The sequence below is a fragment of the Xanthomonas translucens pv. cerealis genome (genome assembly GCF_006838285.1).
In the GTDB taxonomy this organism is placed as follows: domain Bacteria; phylum Pseudomonadota; class Gammaproteobacteria; order Xanthomonadales; family Xanthomonadaceae; genus Xanthomonas_A; species Xanthomonas_A cerealis.
On record NZ_CP038228.1, the window covers coordinates 52,356 to 76,735 of the forward strand.

Sequence of the window (24,380 nt, forward strand, 5' to 3'; positions counted from 1 at the left end):
GCGTCGCGCAATGTCGGTCCTTGGCAGCGGGGCGTCGTACCCGGCTAGGCTAACGCATCGCGCGCCGCAGGCAACAGCAGGCCGGTCCAGCGCGCATACATCGCCGCGGAGGGATGCAGGCCGTCGGCGGCGAGCATCGCGGCGCTGCCGCCGCCTTCGCGGCTGGCCGCGGTGATATCCACGAAGCGCACCGCACGCGCCTGGCAGCAGGCCTGCGCGGCGGCATTGAACGCATCGATCTGCTTGCCGATCAGTGCCTGATCGTGTTCGGGCGTCTGCGCAAACGCGGTCACGCCCCAGTCCGGGATCGACACCGCCAGCACCCGCCGCGGCTGGCCGTCGGCGAAGCCGAGCGCGCGGTGCAGCAGCGCGGCGAATTGTTCGCGGTAGGCGTCGAGCGCGCGCCCGCGGTACTGGTTGTTGACCCCGATCAGCAGCGTCACCAGCGCGAACGGGCCTTGCGGGGTGGCTGCATCGATGCCGGCAGCGAGTTCGTCGGTGGTCCAGCCGGTGGTGGCGACGATCTGCGGATCGGCGATGGCGATGCCGTCCTGGCGCAGCGCTGCGGCCAGTTGCAGCGGCCAGCGCCCGCTGTCGGCCACGCCTTCGCCGATCGTGTAGGAATCGCCCAGCGCCAGATAGCGCAGCGGAGCATGGTGCGACGTGGCGGCGCCGGTCGGGCTCATCGCGACGGCACCGAAGACGGTCGGGTCACCGGTACCGGAAATCGCAGCAACGCCTCACGCGTTGCCCATTCCCGATTCACCGCCCCCCGGCCGCCGCGTTGCGCGGCTTCAGCGGCACCACCTTGGTCGCCGCCTCGGCGCGGCGCGCCAGCACCCGGTCGATGCGCGCGAACACTTCGCGCATCACCGCCGCTTCCGGCAACAGGGTCACCCGGAAATGGTGGCGGTAGGGCACGTTGAAGCTGGAACCGGGCACCACCAGCACGCCTTCGTCGTTCATCAGCTCCAGCGCGAAATCGTGGTCGTCGAAGCTGCGCGCGGCCGCGCCGACCACCGCCGGGAACGCGTACAGCGCGCCGGCCGGCTGCACCAGCCCCAGGTGTTCGCTAGCAGCGCAGGCATCGATCACCGCGCGGCGAGTCTCGTACAGGCGCCCGCCCGGCGCGCACAGCGGCGAGATCGTGTCCGGGCCGTTGACCGCGGCGTCGATCGCGAACTGGCCCGGCACGTTCGCGCACAGGCGCAGCGCGCCGAGCAGGTCCATCGCGTTGCGGAATTCGGTGACGCGCTCGGCGGCGCCGGACAGCAGCGCCCAGCCCACCCGCCAGCCGCAGGCGCGGTGCACCTTGCTCAGGCCGCCGAAACTGATGCACGCGTGCTCGCCGGCCAGCGGCGCGACCGGCACGAAGTCGGCGCCGTCGTACAGCACCTGATCGTAGATCTCGTCGACCATCAGCAGCAGGTTGTGCTTGGCCGCGATCGCCACGATCTTCTCCAGCAGTTCGCGCGAATAGCTGGCGCCGCTGGGGTTGTTCGGGTTGATCAGCACGATGGCGCGGGTGCGCGAGGACACCAGCGTCTCGATCTCCACCGGATCGGGCTGGAAGCCGTTCTCCGGCGCGCAGCGGTAATACACCGGCCTGCCGTCGTTGAGGATGGTGGCGGCCGACCACAGCGGGTAGTCGGGCGAGGGCACCAGCACTTCGTCCCCGGGATTGAGCAGCGCGCGCAGCGACAGGTCGATCAGCTCGCTGACCCCGTTGCCGATGAAGATGCGGTCCGGATGCGCGTCCGGGTGCTGGCGCCGCGCATAGGCCGCGGCGATCGCCTCGCGCGCCTCCGGCAGGCCCTGCTGGTGGGTATAGGGATCGGTGCGGCCCATGTCGTCGGCGATCGCGCGCTGCAGATGCTCCGGCGCGCGGAACCCGAACGCGCCGGGGTTGCCGATGTTGAGCTTGATCAGCTTGCGCCCCTGCGCCTCCAGCTCCCGGGCTCGCCGCGCCAGTTCGCCGCGGATTTCGTAGCGGACTTCGGACAGGCGTTCGCGGATCGCGAGCGGCTTGATCGGGGGCGTAGGCATTGCGGTGAGCCGGTGGCAGGCGTTGGACTTGGCATGGTAACGGAAATGTGGTTGTGCCGCAGGCAGTGACTCTCCAGCAGAGAGATGTCCTGGGGGCATTGGGTACCAGCCGCTAGGAGCTCAAGCATTTGCCACGCTTTATCTTCGGCGGTAGGGAGAGGCAAAACCGAGTCGATATGGCGATAGCCGGATTGACGAAGCGTTCGGGCCGAAGGATCCTAGGCAGGGAATTAGACCTAACTTGGGTCCACACGCAAAGGATTGTGCTATGTCAGGGGGAATGGCGTCGCTCTCGGTCGTCGAGGGCGGTGATGCGGTGCAAGATCGTCCGGATCTGGGGCTGCATGGATTAGTGCTATTGGCGCAGTTTCACGGGGTTGCGGCAGATGCTGCACAGCTCGCGCACTCTTTCGCACGCGTCGGCGAACCGTTCGACGAAACGACGCTGCTATTGGCGGCCAAACAACTTGGGCTGAAAGCCAAGGTCGTGGCGCAACCTGCTTCGCGGATCGCCATGGCACCACTTCCGGCGCTTGCGCTGGTGCCGGACGCTGAGTCATTCATTGTCGCCAAGATCAATGGCGAGCAAATCCTGATCCATGATCTGGTCGAGAAACGGCCGTGTTCGATTTCAATTGCCGAATTCGAGGCGCGCTATCGAGGCCGGTTATTGCAGGTGGCATCTCGCGCTTCTGTGCTCGGCGACTTGGCCAAGTTCGATTTCAGCTGGTTCATTCCTGCGGTAGTCAAATACCGGAAGCTGATGCTCAAGGTATTCATCGTCTCGTTCTTCATCCAGCTGTTCGCGCTGGTAACACCTTTGTTCTATCAAGTCGTGATGGACAAGGTGCTCGTGCACCATGGATTGACCACGCTGGACGTCATCGCGATCGGGTTGGTCTCGATGGGCGTGTTTGAGGTATTACTGTCGGGTTTGCGTACCTATGTATTCGCCCACACGACCAGCAAGATCGACGTGGAGCTGGGGGCGCGTCTGTTTCGTCACGTACTCGCCCTGCCTCTGGCCTACTTCGAATCGCGGCGTGTAGGCGACACCATCGCACGCGTGCGTGAGTTGGAGAATATCCGTAACTTTTTAACCGGGCAGGCGCTTACCTCGCTGTTGGACCTGTTATTCACCGTGGTTTTCCTGGCGGTGATGTTCTGGTACAGCGGCTGGCTCACCTTGATCGTAGTGCTGTCCTTGCCGCTTTACGCACTGATCTCGGCACTAGTGACCCCGGTATTGCGCACCCGCCTGAACGAAAAGTTCGCCCGCGGTGCGGACAACCAATCTTTTTTGGTGGAAACCATCAGCGGCATCGGTACAGTCAAGGCAATGGCGGTCGATCCGCGCGTCACTCGCACCTGGGACAATCAACTCGCCGGCTATGTCAATGCGGGCTTCGGCGTTACCAGGATCGCCACGCTCGGTCAGCAAAGCGTACAAATAGTGCAGAAATTGACTGCGGTCGCCGTGTTGTTCTGGGGCGCCAAGCTGGTCATCGAAGGCAAGCTGTCGGTCGGGCAATTGATCGCATTCAATATGTTGTCCGGTCAGGTAACTGCGCCGATCATCCGCTTGGCTCAGCTGTGGCAGGACTTCCAGCAGGTCGGCATCTCGGTCGAGCGGTTGGGGGATATCCTCAATACGCGTACCGAAGTACCCGGTAGCCGTCTGGCGTTGCCCCCGATACGCGGGCAGGTAACGTTCGAACGCGTGACGTTCCGCTATCGCCCCGATGCGCCGGAAGTGCTGAACAGCATTGAGTTGGACGTCCGCCCAGGCGAGGTCATCGGTATCGTAGGGCGATCCGGGTCCGGCAAGAGCACCTTGACCAAATTGGTGCAGCGGCTCTACACGCCCGAGCGTGGCCGAGTGCTGATCGATGGTCAGGACCTAGCGTTGGCCGATCCCGCTTGGCTGCGTCGGCAACTGGGTGTTGTGTTGCAGGAAAACTTCCTGTTCAACCGCAGTGTTCGCGAGAACATTGCACTATCCGACCCTGGCATGTCGCTGGATCGGGTGATCAATGCCGCCAAATTGGCGGGTGCACACGATTTCATTGTCGAGTTGCCGGAAGGCTACGACACCAAGGTGGGCGAGCACGGTGCGGGCCTGTCCGGTGGCCAGCGCCAGCGAATCGCAATTGCGCGCGCGCTGATCGGTGATCCACGGATCCTGATCCTGGATGAGGCGACCAGCGCCCTGGACTATGAGTCCGAGCATGCGGTGATGAGCAATATGCGTTCCATTTGCAAGGGCCGTACTGTCCTGATCATTGCCCATCGGCTATCGACGGTACGCCAGGCCAATCGAATCGTCGTCGTTGAAAAAGGACGCATCGTCGAAAGCGGATCGCACAATGAATTGGTGGATCGTCCAGACGGCCACTATGCACATCTATTTCGACTTCAGCAGGGAACCCCATGAAGCATTTGCTGCAGGGATGGCGCGATTTTTTCCTTCGCTACTTCAATGTTTTCAAGTCTGTCTGGTCCGTGCGGAAGCAACTCGATGCGCTGGACAGGACGGCAGACGAGCGCGCTTTTCTTCCCGCGCATCTTGAACTGATCGAGTCGCCGACATCGCCCACTGCACGCTGGACCATGCGCATCATCATCGCGTTCTTTTGCGTTGCGTTGCTGTGGGCCTGCCTGGGCAAGCTGGATATCGTGGCAGTCGCGCCGGGCAAGACCGTGGTCGATTCGAGGACCAAGGTGGTGCAGACGGCGGAAACAGCCGTGGTGCGCAGGATTCTGGTGCGCGATGGGCAGGCAGTGAAGGGGGGCCAGCTTCTGGTCGAGCTGGATGCCACGGCAACCGGAGCGGAGTTCGTTCAGGCTGGCGACTCTCTGGTCAATGCGCGTCTCACGGTTCTACGGCAGTCGGCACTTGCCCGTGCGATCGCCGATGGCCAGTCGCCGAAGTTGGATGCAGCGTCCGATTTGAACGCCGAGCGGGTAGCAACCGAACAGCAGCTGGTCGTCAGCCAGTTCGATGCCTTCCAGGCTCGCCGTCACAACCTGCAGGCCAGCATCGCGCAACGGCAGGCCGAACTGCGCACCGTACAAGATGAGATCGGCCCGTTGGCTGAGTCTGCGCGCATTTCCAAAATCCGCGCGGAGGACTACAACCGTCTGCTAGAGGGCAAGTACGTGGGGCGCCATGAGTACCTGCTGCGCGAACAGGAACGCATCTCTGCGGAAAGCCAGCTCGCGACTCAGCGCAATCGCCTGCAGGAGATCCGCTCAGCCATCAGCGCTGCGCAAGAGGAACTACGGGTATTGGTGACAGAGACCCGGCAACAGGCGCTGGACGCTGTGCGCCAGGCGAACGAGCAAGTCGGGCAGCTGACGCAGGATGTGGCAAAGACGGGTCAACGCGACAAGTTGATGGCATTACGAGCTCCCGTGGATGGAACGGTCCAGCAGCTCGCGGTGCACACCGTTGGCGGTGTGGTGACGCCGGCGCAGTCCTTGCTGGTCGTGGTTCCGGCCGAGGAGGCGTTGGAGGTGGAAGTCACCGTGTTGAACAAGGACATCGGATTTATGCGTCCTGGGCAGCCCGTGACGGTGAAGATCGATAGCTTTCCTTACACGCGCTATGGTTATTTGACTGGGAGCGTAGCGAGCGTTTCGCATGATGCTGCGCAGGATGAAAAGCTTGGTTTGGTATTTCCTGCGCGAATCAAGCTCGATGGTAGTATGTTGGAGATCGAGGGAGTGAAAGTTCGGATGAGTGCGGGGATGAGTTTGAGTGCCGAGGTTAAGACCGGAAAGCGAAGGGTGATCGACTATCTGTTTAGTCCCTTAAGGCGGCATGCTTCTGAGTCACTACGTGAGCGCTAATTTCTAGTCAGCATCGTTATTTGGTATTTTTGGGGCAATAAGAAATATCAAAATATTTTTAAATATAACATGGCATTAATGTAAGCAATCAATAACTAGCCTGGGTGCGAAATGGATTTGGATAATGTTTCTCGCGTAAATAGAGGATTTATTTGCGGACTTTTTGTGGTGGTAACTTTCCCAACTGTGGCATTTTTATGTTCTTTTTTTTGGGGCGATGGATTGATTGAATCAGCCTTCATCGATAGAGCATTGAGGACAAGCTTCCCGAAAAGCGCATCGCTTTTCATCTTTTTTGGATTACTGGCATTGTTGATCTCACATGTTCCACTTGTCTTTGGAATTTTGCAGGTCTCTATGGATAAGCTTGCAATATTTAGAGATTCAGTAATGTGGTCGATTCACAAGGAAGGGCGGCCATACAGGTTTGGCCCATTGGCAATGGCTATTTTATTTTCTTTGACGACGATCGCTGTCTTCGTTTTCGGTCCAGTGGATATGGGGATAATGTGTTCTAGTGGTTTATGTATTTCAAGAGATCCTTGGATGTTTATTATTTCGCAAAACATGCTGCTCTGCCTTGTTTATATCTGCAATGGTTGTGCTTTATTCTGGCTTGTGGCCTATTTTAAACTAAGGGGATTTGAATGACTTCTAATGCGTCGGTTAGAGATGAAGTTTACTCGGCAGTCGTCATTGAATATAAGGGCGCTACTGGTGTGGATCCCGGTGTCACGCCGGGACAAGATCCAAAAGACGTTGAGAAATACATAAAAGAAAAAATAAGTGGTGCATATTCCGATGGTGCAGCATCGCTTGCTCAAGCTGCATTGCTATCTCCGGAGCAAGCGGCCTTGGTTGAAAAGACCCGTTGGTCCAAAATGGCGGCCCAGACCAGTGAATCGGCAGCTTTCATGCGGAGTCTCGCCAATAGGATGTCTGATGCTATCGCCCAATCAGGCGGAGCGTCTACTGCGCAAGAATCAATGATAATTGGTAATCTTCGGCGGGCAGATAATTTGTTGGCTGAAGCGAATGGTTATATAGGCAATGCATTGGATAGTGGCTCATCAGCAAAGGCAATTAGGGCCGTAAGCGAAAAGCTTGGTGCTGCAGCTGCCCTTTACGGGCTGGCGATGGGTGGTATTAACGATGGGCTCCAGGGCGTTGGTGAAGGCGGTGCGAACATATTAGGTGGTTTGGCTGCTGGAGCGTTGGCGGAAGTTTATGTTGCGCCGCTAATTACGTCTTATATGGCGGGTTTGGGAGTTGGTGCAACTACAGCCGGTATGACAGCTGGTGCAGCCGTTATCGCTGCGGGATTTGTAGGAGGGCTACTTGGTACGGCTGCCTATGAAAGCGGTCTGACCGAAGCGATCGGCCTAAATTGGTTGATTGAGAAAGCCATGGATAACGGGCTTGGCGCCTTTATACAAGGCCTTGGTGAATTCGGAGGTTGGCTAGGAATTGAGCTATACGATCTACTACATCCATCTCAGAATGGCGTTGCGAATAATGTCAATGAAAATTTTCGTAACGCCGCTAATTTTGTGCCGCGCAGAGACCCATTGACGCTTGACCTTGATGGGGATGGAATTGAAACTGTATCGGCAAATAATGGTGTGTTGTTCGATCATGATGGGGATGGAGTAAAGAGTGGGTCTGGGTGGGTTGCGGCTGATGACGGGCTCCTTGTCATGGATCGCAACGGAAACGGCACCATAGACGGTGGTGGAGAGCTGTTTGGCGCTGATACCATTCTTGCAGACGGGCGTAAGGCTGGTTCGGGCTTCGAGGCCTTGCGAGATTTGGATGAAAATGGTGATGGTATATTTAGTAAGACGGATGCGCATTTTAACGACGTTAGAATTTGGCGTGACTTGAACCAAGATGGCATTTCCCAGGCAGGAGAGCTGTTTCGGCTGTCTGAGCTCGGAATTGCCTCGATCACTTTGAAACCCACTACGACAGCAGATCTTGATCTAGGTAACGGAAATGTTGTTGATAACCGCGGCGCCTACACCCGGCTTGACGGCACTACGGGTCTGGCCGGCGACTTGCAGCTGGCGGTGAACAACTTCTTCCGTGATTTCAGCGGTTCGTTGGATCCGGTGACGGTCACGGACGAAGCAGCGCACTTGCCTAATCTCAAGGGAAGCGGCGCTGTGCGCGATCTGGAAGAAGCCGCAAGCCTGTCGCAGGATTTGCTGGCTGATGTCCAAGCATTGACGCCTGGTACTTCACGCGAGGCAATGCGAGCTGCACTGGACACGATGCTTGCGGATTGGGCAGGTACGTCGACCATGAAGAGCAGTGAGGATATTCTCGAAACTTCTAGCTCGACAAAACGCACCGTCTATTACCATGGCGCGGTACCAGCTTCCGTAACCGCCCAGGGCGCTGCCGCAGTCGAAGCATGGGAGAAGCAGCAGCATGCGCAGTTGGCATCGATCGTCGCGATTCTGGAAAAGTTCAATGGCTCAAGTTTGATCAGCTACCAGAACGACCAGGTTTCGACGGGTGGCAATACCTACAGTTGGAAGAATGTTACGCGAGCCGACGGTAGTGTTGAGCAGGTGATGAATGTCGTGTTACAGCCCGAGCAGATCAGTGCTCTGCTCAGTGCTTACGCCAATTTGAAGGAGTCTGTGTATGCGGGGCTCGTGACGCAGACTCGTCTTCATGACTACGTTGATAGTCTGGCCATGCGCGTCGTCGATGGAAAATTGCAATTCGATATTTCTGGTCTAGCTGCCATGCTAGAAAGTAAGGCCCGGAGTAATCTCGGAGAGGGGCTTCAGGACGCTCTTGATCTCTATAAATATGCGGGAAGTTTTCTCGCCGAGGCTGGCTGGGATGGCCCGGCGTTGCTGAACGACTGGATCGAAAGCGCCAGTACGACCTCTGCCGGACTCGAAGCCATCGCGTTCGCGGGCATCAAGACGGTGTCAGGAAGTTTTACAGGCACGTCTGCAGATGATCTGGTTTGGGGAGAGTCGGTTAACGATATCATCCATGGTGGCGGGGGTAACGATCTTATCGGCGGCGGTGCTGGATCCGATACCTTATACGGCGACACTGGAAACGATAGGTTGTTTGGTGGTTCAGGCGATGACTCACTTTTCGGCGGTGACGGCAGTGACATCCTGTTTGGCGGTGCCGGCAACGACACACTGAGCGGCGGCACGGGTACGGATCGGTTGGAAGGTGGTGCGGGTGATGATGTATTGAGCGTGTCTGGGGATGCACAAAACAGCGTGCTAGCTGGCGGAACGGGCAACGACACGCTCTCCGGTAGCTACAACTCGGACACGTACCTGTTCAATCAGGGCGATGGCCGCGATACCGTGGTGGAGACCTCTTACAACAGCGGTGCAGTGGACAAGGTGGTATTCGGCGAAGGGATCTTGGCCAGCACGGTGCAGGTTTTCCGCGAGGGTCTGGACGTGGTGTTGTCCATCGGCGATGGCGCAGACTCGGTGCGCTTGAAGAACTGGTTGACGAGCGGTGGTGCAGAGAACGGTTCCGTGAGTATCGAACAGTTCGTCTTTGCCGATGGCACGATCTGGACGCCTGCGACGTTGAAGACGAAGGGCCTGACGACGCTGGGTACAAGCGGAGATGACAAGCTGACCGGCTGGAACGGTAACGACATCCTGTTTGGCGGTGCCGGCAACGACACACTGAGCGGCGGCACGGGTACGGATCGGTTGGAAGGTGGTGCGGGTGATGATGTATTGAGCGTGTCTGGGGATGCACAAAATAGCGTGCTAGCTGGCGGAACGGGCAACGACACGCTCTCCGGTAGCTACAACTCGGACACGTACCTGTTCAACAAGGGCGATGGTCACGATACCGTGGTGGAGACCTCTTACAACAGCGGTGCAGTGGACAAGGTGGTATTCGGCGAAGGGATCTTGGCCAGCACGGTGCAGGTTTTCCGCGAGGGTCTGGACGTGGTGTTGTCCATCGGCGATGGCGCAGACTCGGTGCGCTTGAAGAACTGGTTGACGAGCGGTGGTGCAGAGAACGGTTCCGTGAGTATCGAACAGTTCGTCTTTGCCGATGGCACGATCTGGACGCCTGCGACGTTGAAGACGAAGGGCCTGACGACGCTGGGTACAAGCGGAGATGACAAGCTGACCGGCTGGAACGGTAACGACATCCTGTTTGGCGGTGCCGGCAACGACACACTGAGCGGCGGCACGGGTACGGATCGGTTGGAAGGTGGTGCGGGTGATGATGTGTTGAGCGTGTCTGGGGATGCACAAAACAGCGTGCTAGCTGGCGGAACGGGCAACGACACGCTCTCCGGTAGCTACAACTCGGACACGTACCTGTTCAACAAGGGCGATGGTCACGATACCGTGGTGGAGACCTCTTACAACAGCGGTGCAGTGGACAAGGTGGTATTCGGCGAAGGGATCTTGGCCAGCACGGTGCAGGTTTTCCGCGAGGGTCTGGACGTGGTGTTGTCCATCGGCGATGGCGCAGACTCGGTGCGCTTGAAGAACTGGTTGACGAGCGGTGGTGCAGAGAACGGTTCCGTGAGTATCGAACAGTTCGTCTTTGCCGATGGCACGATCTGGACGCCTGCGACGTTGAAGACGAAGGGCCTGACGACGCTGGGTACGAGCGGAGATGACAAGCTGACCGGCTGGAACGGTAACGACATCCTGTTTGGCGGTGCCGGCAACGACACACTGAGCGGCGGCACGGGTACGGATCGGTTGGAAGGTGGTGCGGGTGATGATGTATTGAGCGTGTCTGGGGATGCACAAAATAGCGTGCTAGCTGGCGGAACGGGCAACGACACGCTCTCCGGTAGCTACAACTCGGACACGTACCTGTTCAACAAGGGAGACGGTCGCGACACGGTATTGGAGACCTCCACGTACAGTGGTGCTAAGGATCGTATTGTATTTGACAAGGATCTCGCTGTAGACGACACATTTTTCAGTAGGTCAGGCGACGATCTGTCCATCGCCATTCGGGGAAGCGACGATCAGCTGACCGTATCTGGTTGGTTTGCTTCCAGCTCCTCCCAGGTCGAGTATCTGCAGTTCAAGGACAAGACTGTCGCGTCTAGCGAAGTGGCCGCCTTGATCGCTGCAATGGCGACCACCAGTTCCTCGTCCGCACCGTTGGTATCTTCCAACTCTCAAGAAGCGAAGCTGTTGGTTGCCAGTTCAATAGTTTGAAACTGCTTTTCTTAGTCCTTGCTTGAGTTGTATCTAGAGAGGCCCTGCTGACGCGGGGCCTCTTTTTTATGGATGCTTCCTCTACTGGGATCGGCATCCGCGGTAAGCAATCACGGATAACAAGCTTTTCGCCAGGGATTCTTGCCATTGCCGTGATCCTCCCCGATTCACGATTCCGGCGGTCTTCGAGTCTCGATAGCACCACAAGCACACGACACCCTCTAGAATCCGCCCATGACTTCCCCCCAGATCGACTTCGACGCGCTGCGCCCCATCGGCTGGCCCTGGCCCGGCATGCCGGAAGAACCAACTTGGCTGGCGGCGATGGCCGCGCACCCGCTGGCGCGGCCGGCCCGGGTCAGCGAGCAGCACCGCACCGGCTATGTTGTGGCCGATGCGGTGGACGCCGGCTTCAAGGTCGAGTCGTTGCCGGAATGGCAGCGGCCGCGCTTCCCCAGCCACGAGCGCGCCGCGGTCGGCGACTGGGTGCTGCTGGAGGACGACAAGCGCATCGTGGCGCTGCTGCCGCGGCGCACCGCGATCAAGCGCGGCGCGGCCGGCGAGCACTATCACCAGCAGGTGATCGCGGCCAACATCGATACGGTGTTCATCGTCTGCGGCCTGGATGCGGATTTCAATCCGCGGCGCATCGAGCGCTACCTGCTGCTGGTCGGCGGCGGCGGCGCCGAGCCGGTGGTGATCCTGACCAAGGCCGATCTCACCGAGTACGCCGACGATGCGCTGGCGGTGCTGGAGGAGTTGGCCGCGCAGTCGATCCCGCTGCTGACCGTCAACGCCAAGGACGCCGACAGCGTGGCGGCGCTGCGGCCGTGGCTGGGGGCCGGGCGCACGGCGGTGCTGGTCGGCTCGTCCGGCGCCGGCAAGTCCACCCTCACCAACACCTTGCTTGGGGTGGAGAAGATGCGCACTGCGGCGGTGCGCGAGAACGATTCGCGCGGCCGCCACACCACTACGCACCGGGCGCTGCTGCCGCTGCCGTCCGGCGCCTGCCTGATCGATACGCCGGGCATGCGCGAGCTCAAGCCCACCGGCGAGGAAGACCTGGCCGAAGGCGGGTTCGCCGACATCGAGGCGCTGGCCGCGCAGTGCCGCTTCAACGATTGCGCGCACCAGGCCGAGCCGGGCTGTGCGGTGCAGGCGGCGATCGAGCGCGGCGACATCGAGGAGGCGCGGCTGGCCAACTACATGAAGCTGCGCGACGAAGTCGCCGGCGCCGCCACCAAACTGGCGCAGCGCCAGGCGCAGAACGCGGACGCGGCCAGGTCGGGCAGGCCCGGCGCGGGCAAGCCGGGCGGCAAGCGGCCGACGCCGCGCAACCAGCGCCGCTGACCGGCCGCGTCCGCCCGCCACGCTCGCGATGACCGCGCTGCCTGCCGAGATCCTGCACCACGCCGCGCTGGATGCGCGCCTGGTCAAGGCGGTGCGCGGCATCCGCCTGCTGGCGCTGGCGAGCTGGCCGGCGGCAGTGCAGGCGCCGTTCCTGGACAGCGTGGCACGCGGCCAGCCGCAGCTGCCGCAGGTGCCGTACCCGCGGCTGGATTTCGCCGACACGCGCCGCGAGCTGGCGGCGATCGCGCAGGCGGCCGATCCGACGCATCCGCTGGGCGCGTATCTGCAAGCCTCTGCGCATAGCTGGGACCTGGCCGCGGCCTTGCTGGAGTCGCTGGGCACGGCGGCGGTCGGCACGTATGCGGCGCAGTTGTTCGGCGTGCCGGAGGACCCTATGCCCGGGCATGGCCCGACCACCCGCGACGCCGCCGGTCACTTCATCCGGATCGCACAGGAGCTGGATCGCGAACTGCTGTCGGCCGAAGAGCAGGTACCGGTGTCGGCCAGCGCGCTGCGCCTGTTGCTGCAGCGCGACCTGGACGAATTCTTCGGCGCGCGGGTGATCGCGGTCGAACTGGATCCGGAACTGCTGGCCAAGGCCGCGGCCGGCGCCCACCGCATCCGCCTGCGCTCCGGCGCATCGTTCAGCGACTACGACCGCGCGCAGCTGTTCCACCACGAGGCGCTGGTGCATTCGCTGACCGCGCTCAACGGCCGCGAGCAGGCGCACCTGCCGAGCCTGGCCTTGTCGTCGCCGCGGGTCACCGCCACGCAGGAGGGCCTGGCGACCTTCGCCGAGCAGATCACCGGCAGCATCGACATTGCGCGGATGAAGCGGATCAGCCTGCGCATCGAGGCGATCGCGCTGGCGCGCGGCGGTGCCGATTTCGTCGAGGTGTTCCGTTATTTCGATGCGGCCGGGCAGTCGCCGGCGGAGAGCTTCTCTTCGGCGCAGCGGGTGTTCCGCGGCGTGCCGACCGGCGGCGGTGCCGCCTTCACCAAGGACACCGTGTATCTGCGCGGGCTGGTCTCGGTGCACACCTTCTTCCGCCAGGCCTTGCAGCGCGATCGCCTGCCGCTGTGCCGCTGGCTGTTCGCCGGCAAGATGGCGCTGGAGGATGTGGCCGCGTTCGCGCCGTTGTTCGAGGCCGGCGTGCTGGCGCCGCCGCGCTGGCTGCCGACCTGGGTCGCGCGTGCCAGCGGCCTGGCCGGCATGCTGGCGTTCTCGCTGTTCGCCAACCGTATCCGCATGGATCAGCTGGACAGCGCCGAAGGCGCCTGAACGCCACCGCGTCGCGCTCACTTGTCGCGAATGCGCGCGTGCCGATACTGCGCGCCTGGCCTGCCTGCGCATGGCCGCCGTTTCCACGCAAAAGAAGGACATCCGCATGAAGATCCTGATGGTGCTGACCTCGCACGACCGCCTCGGCGACAGCGGCCACAAGACCGGCTTCTGGCTGGAGGAGTTCGCCGCGCCGTACTACGTGTTCAAGGACGCCGGCGCCGAGATCACGCTGGCTTCGCCCAAGGGTGGGCAACCGCCGCTGGACCCGAAGAGCGATGCGGCCGACGCCCAAACCGCCGCCACGCAGCGCTTCAAAGGCGATGCGGATGCGCAGCGGCAGCTGGCGAGCACGCGGCCGCTGGCCGAGATGCAGATGGCCGACTACGACAGCGTTTTCTACCCCGGCGGCCATGGCCCGCTGTGGGATCTTGCCGAGGACCGTACGTCGATCGCACTGATCGAGGCGTTCGATCGCGCCGGCAAGCCGATCGGCTTCGTCTGCCACGCGCCAGGCGCGCTGCGCCGGGTCAGCGCCGCCGATGGCGCGCCGCTGATCAAGGGCCGCCGCGTCACCGGTTTCACCAATGGCGAAGAGGCGGCGGTCGGGTTGACCGACGTGGTGCCGTTCCTGATCGAGGACGAGTTCCAGCGGCTCGGCGGCCTGTACGAGAAGGGCGCCGATTGGGGCGTGCACGTTGTGGTGGACGGCCACCTGGTCACCGGCCAGAACCCGGCTTCGTCCGAGCAGGCGGCGAAGGCGTTGCTGGGGTTGTTGCGCAAGTGAAGGGTTTGCGGCGCGCGTTTGTCGGCGGATGCTGGACGCGCGTCGCGATGCTGGCTCGATGCCGAGGCAAGGCGCCTGCCTGCTTTCTGTCGGAGGGACTTCAGTCCTGACTGCTTCCCGGATCGGCTAGCTTGCGGCTTCGTTCGTCGCGGCTGAAGCCGCTCCCACAAGGGAGCTTTGCCGCGCAGGCATCGCTGCTTTGTGTAGGAGGGACTTCAGTCCCGACCGCTTCCTGGATCGGCCAGGTTGCGGCTTCGTTCGTCGCGGCTGAAGCCGCTCCTACAGGGGGCCTTGCCGGGTAGGCATCGCTGCTTTTTGTGGGAGGGACTTCAGTCCCGACGGCATGGGAGCTGAATCCGAGGCTGCGGTTTCGTGCGGTGCGGTCGCATCCTCGAAAGAGCTGCTCCCGTGCAGATCTTTCGCGAATTCGCGACGCCGCCAGGACGCCTCGGCGCTCAGCCGCGCCGCCACCAGCGCAGGCCGTAGGCTGGCAGTAGGCCATCCCATTCCTGCAGCGCGGCGTCGTCGCGCCCGCCGTCGGCGATGGCCTGCCAGTCGCCATCGCCCAATGCGGCATGCTCCACCGCCACCGCTTGCTCACTGAAGTTGTAGGCCGCGACAAAGTCCGTGCCGCGGGCGATCCCGAGCAGGGCCGGATGGCCCAGCGGCAACGCCCGCAGTGGTTGCCCGGCGCCCAGCGCGGCGGTCGCCGCACGCGCGGCGATCAGCCGCCGCAGGCGGGTGTAGACCTGGCCGGGAACGCTGTCCGGGTCGCCGCGGCGCGCGGCGCGCTCCCAGTCCATGGCCGGACGCTGCAGCCAGCGCCCTTCGTGGCGGCGCAGCGGGTCGCGGCGATAGTCCGCGTCGTTGCCCAGCGCCAGTTCGTCGCCCATGTACAGCAACGGGATGCCGGGCATCGCCAGCGCCACGCCATACAGCAACAACAGGCGCCGGATCGCCAGTTCCAGCGCTTCGGCATCGCCGTCGGCCAGCGCCGCTTCGATGCCGACCAGCGCGGCGCTCATGCCGTTGCTGCCGTGCACGCCGTCGCCGCTGCTCTGGAACGCTTCGCCGCGCGCGTAGCTGCCGGCCACCTCGCAGGCGAAGAAGCGTGCGGCCTGGGCAAGGTCGAACGGCGCGCTGCCGCCGCCGCCGCCGGCCGCTTCGTGCTGCAGTACGTGCCAGCCGATGTCGTCGTGGCAGCGCACGTAGCTCAGCCACGCGCAGGCCGGCGGCAGCGCTGGCGTCTGCGCGATCACGCCGTGCACGATGTCGCCGCGCTGCGCGGCCAGCGCCACCCAGCCGGCTGCCATCAGCGTGCTGTGGTAGGCCAGGTGGCATTCGTGGCCGCATGCCTGGCCGCTGCCGAAGTACGGCGGCAGCTGCGCCATCGGCACGATCGCCTCTGCCTTCAGCAGCACCGCCGGCACTGCGATGTCGGTGAGCGCGCGCAGCGCCTCCAGGATGGTGTGCGCCTCGGGCTGGTTCATGCAGTCGCTGCCTTCGCGCTTCCACAGGTAGGCGGTGGAATCCAGCCGGAACACTTCCACGCCCAGGTTGGCCAGGTGCAGCAGAGCCAATGCCATCTCGCCGAACACCGCCGGGTTGCTCCAGTCCAGATCCCATTGATAGGGATAGAACGTGGTCCACAGCCAGGCCTGGGCGTCCTCGACCCAGGTGAAGTTGCCCGGCGCGGTGTGTGGGAACACTTCACGCAGGGTGCGTTCGTAGCGGTCCGGCAGGTCGCGGTCGGCGAAGTGGTGGTAGTAGTCCAGGTAGCGCGCGTCGCCCTGTCTGGCGGCCAGCGCCCAGGGATGGTCGTCGGCGGTGTGGTTGAGCACGAAGTCGGCGCACAGGCTGATGCCGGCGTCGCGCAGGCGCGCGGTCAGGGCGAGCAGATCGGCGTTGTCGCCGAGCCGCGGCTCCACCTGGCCGTAGTCGCTGACCGCGAAGCCGCCGTCGTTGTCGCCTTCGCGCATGCGCAGGAACGGCAGCAGGTGCAGGTAGCGCACGCCCAGTTCCTGCAGGTAGGGCACGCGTTCGCCGACCCCGGCCAGGGTGCCGGCGAAGCGGTCTGCGTAGGCGCTGTAGCCGAGCATCGATGGATCGCCGAACCAGTCCGGCGCGCGCGCCGCATCCAGTTCGGCCAGTGCCGGCGGGCGTGCGCGGATCGTGGCGGCGACCGTGTCGAGCCAGCGCGGCAGCCATTGTGCGTAGTGCGGATGCGCGCCGTACAGGGCGTGCAGGGCGGCGAACAGGCGTGCGCCATGGGCGCGGTAACGCGCGTGCGCGCCGGGCTGGGCGGCCAGTGCCGCCTGCAAGCCGGCGTGATCGAAGGGGGGGAAGCGGCGTTCATGATGGGCCACGCCCGGCGACCGGGCGCGGCGGGCTCCTTGGGATCAGAAATCGTAGCGCACGCTGACGCTGGCGGTGCGGCCGGGGATGGAGCGGGCGCGGATGATGGCGTTGTCCGGAATGCTCGCGTCCTCGGCTTCGGTCAGGCCGAAGGCGTCGAACAGGTTGTTGATGTTCAGCGACACGGTCAGCGCGTCGGTGACGCGGTAGTTGCCGAACAGGTTCACCTGCGTGTAGCCGGGCATCTTCAACTGATTGCTGTCCTGAGTGTAGGCCGAGCTGGTGCCGATCGCGTTGACCCCCACCTCGTAGCGATCGCCGCGGTAGCTGGGGGTCAGCTGCCAGACGAACCTGGCCTGGCGGCGCGGCGTGTTGCCGGCGTTGGCCGGGGTGATCTGGTCCTTGTCGATGGTCGCATCGGTCCAGGTCGCGCCGCCGTTGATGCCGAAGCTGCCGGCGCGGTAGGCCGCTTCCAGTTCCAGCCCGTGCGCCTTGTAGGTGCGGTTGAAGAAGCGCTGGCTGGTGGCCTCGTAGTTCTGTTCCTGGGTGCGCGCGGCGAAGGCGGTGGCGAACACGCTCAGGCCGCCGGCGCGCCACTTCAGTCCGCCCTCGAGTTGCTTGACGAAGTTCACCGCCTCGTCGGAGGACACCGAGCCGTCGTCGCGCACCACGCCGAACAGCAGGCGGTCGGCGTTGGCGCGCGCGCCGCGGCTGTAGCGGGCGAACGCGGCCAGATCGTCGTTGAGCATGTAGTTGCCGCCGAGCGAGTACGACAGGTAGTTCCAGTCGTAGTCCACGGGCTTGCGGTTGGTGTAGTCGATCGTCGCCACGCTGCGCTCCGGCGCCTGGATGATGCCGTCGCCATCGACGTCGAGATTGTCGACCAGCAGCCCGCCGGCGGTGTGGCCGCGCGCGCGGCCCATGTCGTAGCGCACGCTGGCGTCCACGCTCAGCGGGCCCTGGTCCCAGCCCAGCGCCACGTACGGCGCGTTGATGGTGTAACGCACATCGTAGTGGCGGGTGTTGTCGGTGCCCCAGGAGGGCACGCCGTAGGCATACAGGCCGTTCTGCGAGAGCAGGCTGCCGTCGGCCGCGACCACGTCGAGCAGGCGCGAACGGCTGGACACCGACTGCACGTAGGAATTCCAGGTCCAGTCCATGTCGATGACCTGGCGCGAGCTGTACAGGCCGGCCTTGAGATTGACGTTGCCGCCATCGCCGTTGCCGAAGTCGCGCGCCAGGCTCAGGTCGTTGACCGCGTTGCCGAGGTCGTTGATGCGGGTGTTGAACAGGTGGGTGCGCACCGCCTGGCCGCTATAGGTCTGGCCGTCGGCATTGCGCAGGCTCGCGCCGGCGCCGCCGATCTGCGCGGCCAGGCTGGCGGCGTCGGCCACTTCGGCCGGGAACGGCGAAACGAAGCGGCCGGAGGTGTCGGCGATGCGGAACTTGTCGGTCAGGGTCCAGCCGCCGCCGATGTCGAACTGCGCCTCGGCGCCGATCGCGCGCGACACCGGGTGCATGCCGTCGCCGAGCTCGACACGGGTGAGCAGGTTGCTGCCGTCCAGGCCGTTGCTGCTGCGGAAATACGGGCTGTACAGGGTGTCGCGGCCCGGGTCGAAGCTGCCCACGTCGTGGAAGTGCGGCGCGCCGTCGCTGCCGCTGACCAGGGTCGGCACGGGGGTATAGGCGGCGGCGCGGTCGTTGAGGTACTTGGCGTAGACGCGCACGTAGCCGTTGTCGAACAGCCGGGTCAGGTTGGCCTTGAGCTGGCCGCCCTTGTCGGTGGCGTAGCCGGCGTCGCGCACGCCGTCGCCGCGGCGGTAGTAGCCGCCGACGTTGAACTGCCAGTGCTCAGCGAATGGCGCGCCGTAGTCGAAGTCCAGGCGCGTGTTGTCGAAGCGGCCGAGGCCGCGGCTGAGGCCGACGCTGCCGCCAGCGCTGTCGCCGGTCTTGCTGATGAAGTTGATGATGCCGCCGGGCGAGTTGCTGGCGAAGGTCGAGGCCGAGCCGCCGCGGATCGCCTCGATGCGCTCCAGGCTGTAGTCGGCGCGCAGGAAGATGTCGGCATTGCCGAAGGCGATATCGCCGAATTCCAGCACCGGCAGCCCGTCTTCCTGCAACTGCAGGAACTTGGCGCCGCCGGAGGCCACTGGCAGGCCGCGCACCGCGATGTTGGCGTTGCCTTCGCCGCCGCTGGATTCGGAGCGGATGCCGGGGATGTTGCGGAAGATCTCGGCGGTCGAGCGCGGCGTGGATTGTTCGATCGCTTCGGCGCCGACGGTGCTGACCGACACGCTGGACTTGAGCTTGCTCTTGGCGCTGGCGGTACCGGTCACGAACACCGAATCCAGGCTGACCACGTCGCCTTGCGCGGGAGTGGACGGGGCCGCGGGCGCGGCGGCGTCCTGGGCGAAGGCGGCGGGGGCGGCCAGGGCCGCGGCGACGGCCCAGGTCAGGGTATGCAGGCGGATCGAAGGGGGGTGCATCGCTATCTCTCCCGAAGCGAGGGGTGACGCGGATAGGCCCTGCATGCAGCGTGCGACGGCATCGACCGGCGCGGCGCCCATGCCGGACAGACGGTGGGTTGCGCAGTGATACGGCGTTCTGCAATCGATTGCAATTTGCATTGCAGCAAATTGCTGCTTTCGCTGTAGACAACGTTTAAATACAGTTTTCACCCGGCAGGTAATGGTGCAGCGCAGCGTTACAATCGATTGCATTACTCCGAACATCCGCTCCGCCGCGGTGGCACGCCGCCTGCGGTGCCCTTGGCTTCCTGTCAGGCTGATGCCCATGCGCTCCGATCGCCCCTTGCTTCCTCTGTCGCGCGTGCTGGCGCTCAACGCCGGCTTTTTCGGCGTGCAGTACAGCTTCGGCCTGCAGCAAAGCAACATGAGCCCGATCTACAACTACCTGGGCGCCGATCACGCCAGCCTGCCGTACCTGTGGCTGGCCGGGCCGATCACCGGGCTGGTGCTGCAGCCAGTGGTCGGCGCGCTGAGTGATCGCACCGTCACCCGCTGGGGTCGGCGCATGCCGTATATGCTGGTCGGCGCGCTGGTGTGCAGCCTGTGCCTGCTGCTGATGCCCTTCAGCGTGGCGCTATGGATGGCGGTTAGCCTGCTGTGGATGCTGGACGCGGCCAACAACGTGGCGATGGAGCCGTATCGCGCCCTGGTCAGCGACGTGCTGGCGCCGCGTCAGCGCCCGCTGGGCTACCTCACCCAGAGCGCGTTCACCGGGCTGGGCCAGACCCTGGCCTACGTGACCCCGCCGTTGCTGGTGTGGTTCGGCATGAACCAGGACGCGGCCAATGCGCACCACATTCCCTACGTCACCATCGCCGCGTTTGCGATCGGCGCGGGATTCTCCGCGGCCTCGATCCTGCTCACCGCGCGCAGCGTGCGCGAGCCGGTGCCGCCGCCGCTGGAGCTGGAGCGCTTGCGCGCCGCGCCGGTCGGGCCGTTGGCCACGCTGCGCGAGATCGCCGATGCAGTGCGGCACATGCCGCCGACGATGAAGCAGATGGCGCCGGTGATGCTGTTCCAGTGGTATGCGATGTTCTGCTATTGGCAGTACATCGTGCTGTCGTTGTCGACCACGCTGTTCGGCACCACCGAGCCGGATTCGCACGGCTTCCGCGAAGCCGGCCTGGTCAACGGCCAGATCGGCGGCTTCTACAACTTCGTCGCCTTCGTCGCCGCGTTCGCGATGGTGCCGGTGGCGCGCCGCGTTGGCCCCAAGGTCACCCACGCAGCGTGCCTGCTCGCCGCCGGCATCGGCATGTGCCTGCTGCCGGCGATTCACGACCGCTGGCTGCTGCTGTTGCCGATGATCGGCATCGGCCTGGCCTGGGCGAGCATGATGGGCAATCCGTACCTGATGCTGGCCGACAGCATCCCGCCCGAGCGCACCGGCGTGTACATGGGCCTGTTCAACCTGTTCATTGTGCTGCCGATGCTGATCCAGATCGTGACCCTGCCGCTGTACTTCGACGCCTGGCTGCGCGGCGACCCGCGCAACGTGATCCGCCTGGCCGGCGCGTTGATGGTGATGGCGGCGGGGGCGATGTTGTTGGTGCGGCTTGGGACCGGGGGCCGGGGACCGGAGACCCGGTAAAGCGCTGCGCCGCGATCTGAAGCTTTATCGATTTCCGTTCTTCGGGTCCCGGGTCCCGATAATTCACGCCGAATCGCGCACCACTAGGCGTACCGCCAGTTCCAACGATTGCAGCGGTTGCCCGGCGATCAGGCCGAGCACGCCATCCACCAGCAGCGTCGCCGCCTGCGCCAGGTCCTGGCGCACCGTGGTCAGCGGCGGCTGGCTGTAGGCGGCCAGCGCGATGTCGTCGAAGCCCACCAGCGAGATGTCCTGCGGCACGCGGTGGCCGGCGTCGGTCAGCGCGCGGATCGCACCCAGCGCGATCACGTCGGAGGCGGCGAACACCGCGTCGGGAGGATCGGCCTTCTTCAGCATCGCCCGCGTCAACCGGTAGGCGTCCTCGCTGAGGAAGCGGCTGCGCGCGTGCAGCCGCGGATCGAACTCCAGGCCGTGGCGCTCGAGCATGCGCCGGTAGCCTGCGAAGCGCGGCGCCACCTCCGGCAGCTGCTCGTCGCCGAGGAAAGCGATGCGGCGGCGGCCGATCTCGATCAGGTGCGCGGTGGCCAGCTCGCCGCCGCGCAGGTTGTCGCTGCCGACGCTGACGTAGGCCTGGCCGTCGATGCGGCTGCCCCAGACCACCATCGGCAGGCCGCCGCGTGCGGCGGCGTCCAGTGCGGCGTGCTCGGAACTCTGCCCGAGCATGATCACGCCGTCGGCGCGACTGCCGCGCGCCAAGTCTTCGACCCAATGGTCCTGGTGCCGGTCCAGCTTGGACAGCAACATGCTGTAGCCGCGCGCGGTCAGCGCGTCGGCGAGCAGCGCCAGCATGGTCATCATGAACGGGTCCGATAGCGGCTGCTCGTGCGCGTGCATCAGCGGCACCGCCACGCAGACGATGTTGGAGCGCCGCGAACGCAGGCTGCGCGCGACCGGATCGACGCTGTAGCCGGCCTCGCTGGCCAGCTGCTTGATGTAGGCGCGGGTGCGTTCGGCGACCACCGGGTTGTCGGACAGCGCGCGCGAGACGGTGGATTCGGACACGCCCGCCATACGCGCGATGTCGGCCATCTGCAGGCGCGCGCCGGGCGCGGCGCGGTCGGGTTTGTCGGGCATGCAGTGTAGGCGCTGGCGCAGGGAGCGGAGCCGGCAGTGTATGCCAGCCGCTGCCACGTGAGCGCCAACACCTGAGGCAGTGCTGGCCTAGCCCATGTGCAGGCCACCGTTGACCGCGTAGTCGGCGCCGGTGACGTAGGCCGCTTCGTCGGAGGTCAGCCAGCCGCACAGCGCGGCCACTTCCTCTGGCTTGCCGAGCCGGCGCAGCGGCACCGAAGTGGCCAGGCGGTCGAGCACGTCGGGAGGGAAGCTGCTGATCGCGGCGCTGGCGATGTAGCCGGGCGACACGGTGTTGACGGTGACCCCGCGCGACGCCACTTCCTGCGCCAGCGCGCGGCTGAAGCCCTGCATCGCCGCCTTGGCGGTGGCGTAGTTGATCTGCCCGATATGGCCCTTCTGTGCGCTGACCGCGCCGATGTTGACGATACGGCCCCAGCCGCGCGCGGTCATGCCGTCCACCACCTGCTTGGTGATGTTGAACAGCGAGTTGAGATTGCTGCCGATCACCGTCTGCCAGTCCTCGCGGCTCATCTGCCGGAATAGCGTGTCGCGGCTGCCACCGGCGTTGTTGACCAGCACGTCGATCTCGCCGACCTCGGCCTTGACCTGGGCGAACGCGGCGACGGTGGAGTCCCAGTCGGTGGCGTTGCCTTCGGAGGCGACGAAGTCGAAGCCCAGCTCGCGCTGCTCGCGCAGCCACGCCGACTTGCGCGGCGAATTGGGGCCGCAGCCGGCGACCACGGTATGCCCGTTGCGCGCCAGTTTCTGGCAGATCGCGGTACCGATGCTGCCCATGCCGCTGGTGACGTAGGCGATTCTTAGAGTCATCTGTAACCTCTGTGGTTTGGTTGGAGGCGGGGCCGGGGATCCGGGACCAGGGACCGGGGACCCGAAGAACGGAAGTCGGTAACGCTTCAGATCGCTGCGCTTTTCCGGGTCCCTGGTCCCCGGTCCCGGCATATCAAGCTGCCAACGGAAACAATCCGAACAACAAACTGCCGCCCATCAACAGCAACGACACTAGCACCGCCCACTTCAGGGTGAAGCGCTGGTGGTCGGCGAAATCGACTTTGGCCAAACCGATCAGCAGATACGTCGATGGCACCAGCGGGCTGAGCAGGTGCACCGGTTGCCCGGCCAGCGAGGCGCGGGCCATTTCCACCGGGGTGATGCCGTAGTGGCTGGCCGCCTCGGACAGAATCGGCAGCACGCCGAAATAGAACGCGTCGTTGGACATGAAGAAGGTGAACGGCATGCTGGCGAGCGCGGTGATCACCGCCAGGTGCGGGCCCCACGCGTCGGGGATCACTGCCAGGAAGCTGCGCGACATCGCCTCGACCATACCGGTGTTAGAGAGGATGCCGGTGAACACGCCGGCGGCGAAGATCAGCGATACCACCGACAGCACGTTGCCGGCGTGGTTGACCAGACGCCGGCGCTGTTCGGCCAGGTTCGGATAGTTGATCAGCAGCGCCAGCGCGAAACCGATCATGAACAGCACCGGCATCGGCAGCACGCCGACCACCAGCGCCGCCATCAGCACCAGGGTCAGCGCCAGGTTCACCCACAGCAGTTTCGGCCGCTTGGTTTCCTCGGCGTCCTCCACGGTCGGCAGCGCATCGCCATCGTCGGCCATGCTGCTGTCCAGCCAGGCGTTGCCCGGCAGCGCGGCCACGCCGAGCCGGCGCCGCTCCTTGATACCCAAGTACCAGGCCAGCAGCAGGATGCCGGCGATCGCCAGCGCCATCGCCGGCACCAGCGGCACGAACACGTTGGCCGGATCCACGTGCAGCGCGGTGGCCGCGCGCGCGGTCGGCCCGCCCCACGGGGTCAGGTTCATCACCCCGCCGGCGAGGATGGTCACGCAGGTCAGGTTCAATGCGTTCATGCCGATGCGCCGGTACAGCGGCAGCATCGCCGACACGGTGATCATGTACGTGGTCGAACCGTCGCCGTCGAGCGAGATCAGAAAGGCCAGCGCCGCGGTACCGACCACGATCTTCATCGGGTCACCCTTGACCAGGCGCAGGATGCGCCGTACCAGCGGATCGAACAGCCCGGCGTCGATCATCACCCCGAAGTACAGGATCGCGAACATCAGCATCACGCCGGTCGGCGCGATCTTCTTGATTCCTTCCAGCATCATGTCGTTGATGCCGGTGCCGAAGCCGCCGGCCAGCGCGAAGGTGATCGGCACGATGATCAGGGCGACCAGCGGCGACAGCCGCTTGCTCATGATCAGGTACATGAAGGTGATGACCATTCCGAAACCGAGCGCGGTCAGCATGGGGAG

15 protein-coding genes are annotated in these 24,380 nt (G+C 64.1%); 8 read left to right on the forward strand and 7 right to left on the reverse strand.

The features are described from left to right. Window positions 1-44: 44 nt before the first annotated feature. Both E4A48_RS00240 and E4A48_RS00245 read right to left on the reverse strand, forming a co-directional pair. Complete coding sequence (locus tag E4A48_RS00240; RefSeq protein ID WP_142741658.1) at window positions 45-686, reverse strand: SGNH/GDSL hydrolase family protein; 642 nt, start codon at window positions 684-686, stop codon at window positions 45-47. 76 nt (window positions 687-762) lie between these two features. Further along, window positions 763-2,046 carry a pyridoxal phosphate-dependent aminotransferase gene (locus E4A48_RS00245; protein WP_142741659.1) on the reverse strand — a complete coding sequence of 428 codons (1,284 nt, stop codon included), beginning with the start codon at window positions 2,044-2,046 and terminating at the stop codon, window positions 763-765. Between the two features lie 268 nt (window positions 2,047-2,314). On the opposite strand from E4A48_RS00245, the gene E4A48_RS00250 reads away from it, so the two are divergent. From E4A48_RS00250 to E4A48_RS00280, 7 genes are all read left to right on the forward strand, one after another. Then, on the forward strand, window positions 2,315-4,480 hold the full coding sequence (locus tag E4A48_RS00250; protein WP_142741660.1) for a type I secretion system permease/ATPase: 2,166 nt from the start codon (window positions 2,315-2,317) through the stop codon (window positions 4,478-4,480). Continuing rightward, window positions 4,477-5,898, forward strand: coding sequence for an HlyD family type I secretion periplasmic adaptor subunit (locus E4A48_RS00255; protein WP_142741661.1), 1,422 nt, complete (start codon window positions 4,477-4,479; stop codon window positions 5,896-5,898). Before E4A48_RS00250 ends, E4A48_RS00255 begins: the two co-directional genes overlap by 4 nt. A 111-nt stretch (window positions 5,899-6,009) precedes the next feature. Then, window positions 6,010-6,549 carry a hypothetical protein gene (locus tag E4A48_RS00260; RefSeq protein WP_142741662.1) on the forward strand — a complete coding sequence of 180 codons (540 nt, stop codon included), beginning with the start codon at window positions 6,010-6,012 and terminating at the stop codon, window positions 6,547-6,549. After that, window positions 6,546-11,099 (forward strand): calcium-binding protein, encoded by a 4,554-nt coding sequence (locus E4A48_RS00265; RefSeq protein ID WP_260608015.1) that lies wholly within the window; start codon window positions 6,546-6,548, stop codon window positions 11,097-11,099. The genes E4A48_RS00260 and E4A48_RS00265 overlap by 4 nt, the downstream gene beginning before the upstream one ends. Window positions 11,100-11,333: 234 nt before the next feature. Continuing rightward, a complete protein-coding gene (gene rsgA, locus E4A48_RS00270; RefSeq protein ID WP_047325258.1) occupies window positions 11,334-12,449 on the forward strand; it encodes a ribosome small subunit-dependent GTPase A in 1,116 nt (371 codons plus the stop codon). Window positions 12,450-12,477: 28 nt separating this feature from the next. Beyond that, entirely contained in the window at window positions 12,478-13,731 is a 1,254-nt protein-coding gene (locus E4A48_RS00275; RefSeq protein ID WP_142741663.1) for a flavohemoglobin expression-modulating QEGLA motif protein, read from the forward strand. A 106-nt stretch (window positions 13,732-13,837) separates the two neighbouring features. Continuing rightward, on the forward strand, window positions 13,838-14,518 hold the full coding sequence (locus E4A48_RS00280) for a type 1 glutamine amidotransferase domain-containing protein (RefSeq protein WP_039005980.1): 681 nt from the start codon (window positions 13,838-13,840) through the stop codon (window positions 14,516-14,518). A 455-nt stretch (window positions 14,519-14,973) separates the two neighbouring features. On the opposite strand, the gene E4A48_RS00285 is transcribed toward E4A48_RS00280, so the two are convergent. After that, on the reverse strand, window positions 14,974-16,839 hold the full coding sequence (locus E4A48_RS00285) for an alpha-amylase family glycosyl hydrolase (RefSeq protein WP_142743067.1): 1,866 nt from the start codon (window positions 16,837-16,839) through the stop codon (window positions 14,974-14,976). 78 nt (window positions 16,840-16,917) lie between these two features. Then, window positions 16,918-19,359, reverse strand: coding sequence for a TonB-dependent receptor domain-containing protein (locus E4A48_RS00290; protein ID WP_142741664.1), 2,442 nt, complete (start codon window positions 19,357-19,359; stop codon window positions 16,918-16,920). 307 nt (window positions 19,360-19,666) lie between these two features. Between E4A48_RS00290 and E4A48_RS00295 the strand changes: the two genes are divergently transcribed. Then, window positions 19,667-20,992 (forward strand): MFS transporter, encoded by a 1,326-nt coding sequence (locus E4A48_RS00295; RefSeq protein ID WP_039005976.1) that lies wholly within the window; start codon window positions 19,667-19,669, stop codon window positions 20,990-20,992. A gap of 63 nt (window positions 20,993-21,055) precedes the next feature. Here the strand turns inward: E4A48_RS00295 and E4A48_RS00300 are convergent, their stop codons facing one another. The 3 genes from E4A48_RS00300 to E4A48_RS00310 form a co-directional block, all read right to left on the reverse strand. Then, the gene (locus E4A48_RS00300; RefSeq protein WP_058196501.1) at window positions 21,056-22,087 is read right to left on the reverse strand and encodes a LacI family DNA-binding transcriptional regulator; all 1,032 of its coding nucleotides are present in this window, start codon (window positions 22,085-22,087) and stop codon (window positions 21,056-21,058) included. 87 nt (window positions 22,088-22,174) lie between these two features. Next, window positions 22,175-22,915 carry an acetoacetyl-CoA reductase gene (gene phbB / locus E4A48_RS00305; protein WP_039005973.1) on the reverse strand — a complete coding sequence of 247 codons (741 nt, stop codon included), beginning with the start codon at window positions 22,913-22,915 and terminating at the stop codon, window positions 22,175-22,177. Window positions 22,916-23,048: 133 nt separating this feature from the next. Further along, a complete protein-coding gene (locus E4A48_RS00310; RefSeq protein WP_039005971.1) occupies window positions 23,049-24,374 on the reverse strand; it encodes a CitMHS family transporter in 1,326 nt (441 codons plus the stop codon). Between the last annotated feature and the right edge of the window lie 6 nt (window positions 24,375-24,380).

What these genes read in the sequence shown, in the direction of transcription:
- E4A48_RS00290 (WP_142741664.1), bottom strand. Translation starts at nt 19,359, where the DNA reads ATGCACCCCCCTTCGATCCGCCTGCATACCCTGACCTGGGCCGTCGCC.
- E4A48_RS00295 (WP_039005976.1), top strand. Translation starts at nt 19,667, where the DNA reads ATGCGCTCCGATCGCCCCTTGCTTCCTCTGTCGCGCGTGCTGGCGCTC.
- E4A48_RS00240 (WP_142741658.1), bottom strand. Translation starts at nt 686, where the DNA reads ATGAGCCCGACCGGCGCCGCCACGTCGCACCATGCTCCGCTGCGCTAT.
- E4A48_RS00255 (WP_142741661.1), top strand. Translation starts at nt 4,477, where the DNA reads ATGAAGCATTTGCTGCAGGGATGGCGCGATTTTTTCCTTCGCTACTTC.
- E4A48_RS00260 (WP_142741662.1), top strand. Translation starts at nt 6,010, where the DNA reads ATGGATTTGGATAATGTTTCTCGCGTAAATAGAGGATTTATTTGCGGA.
- E4A48_RS00265 (WP_260608015.1), top strand. Translation starts at nt 6,546, where the DNA reads ATGACTTCTAATGCGTCGGTTAGAGATGAAGTTTACTCGGCAGTCGTC.
- E4A48_RS00300 (WP_058196501.1), bottom strand. Translation starts at nt 22,087, where the DNA reads ATGCCCGACAAACCCGACCGCGCCGCGCCCGGCGCGCGCCTGCAGATG.
- rsgA (WP_047325258.1), top strand. Translation starts at nt 11,334, where the DNA reads ATGACTTCCCCCCAGATCGACTTCGACGCGCTGCGCCCCATCGGCTGG.
- E4A48_RS00275 (WP_142741663.1), top strand. Translation starts at nt 12,478, where the DNA reads ATGACCGCGCTGCCTGCCGAGATCCTGCACCACGCCGCGCTGGATGCG.
- E4A48_RS00310 (WP_039005971.1), bottom strand. Translation starts at nt 24,374, where the DNA reads ATGCTGACCGCGCTCGGTTTCGGAATGGTCATCACCTTCATGTACCTG.
- E4A48_RS00250 (WP_142741660.1), top strand. Translation starts at nt 2,315, where the DNA reads ATGTCAGGGGGAATGGCGTCGCTCTCGGTCGTCGAGGGCGGTGATGCG.
- phbB (WP_039005973.1), bottom strand. Translation starts at nt 22,915, where the DNA reads ATGACTCTAAGAATCGCCTACGTCACCAGCGGCATGGGCAGCATCGGT.
- E4A48_RS00245 (WP_142741659.1), bottom strand. Translation starts at nt 2,046, where the DNA reads ATGCCTACGCCCCCGATCAAGCCGCTCGCGATCCGCGAACGCCTGTCC.
- E4A48_RS00280 (WP_039005980.1), top strand. Translation starts at nt 13,838, where the DNA reads ATGAAGATCCTGATGGTGCTGACCTCGCACGACCGCCTCGGCGACAGC.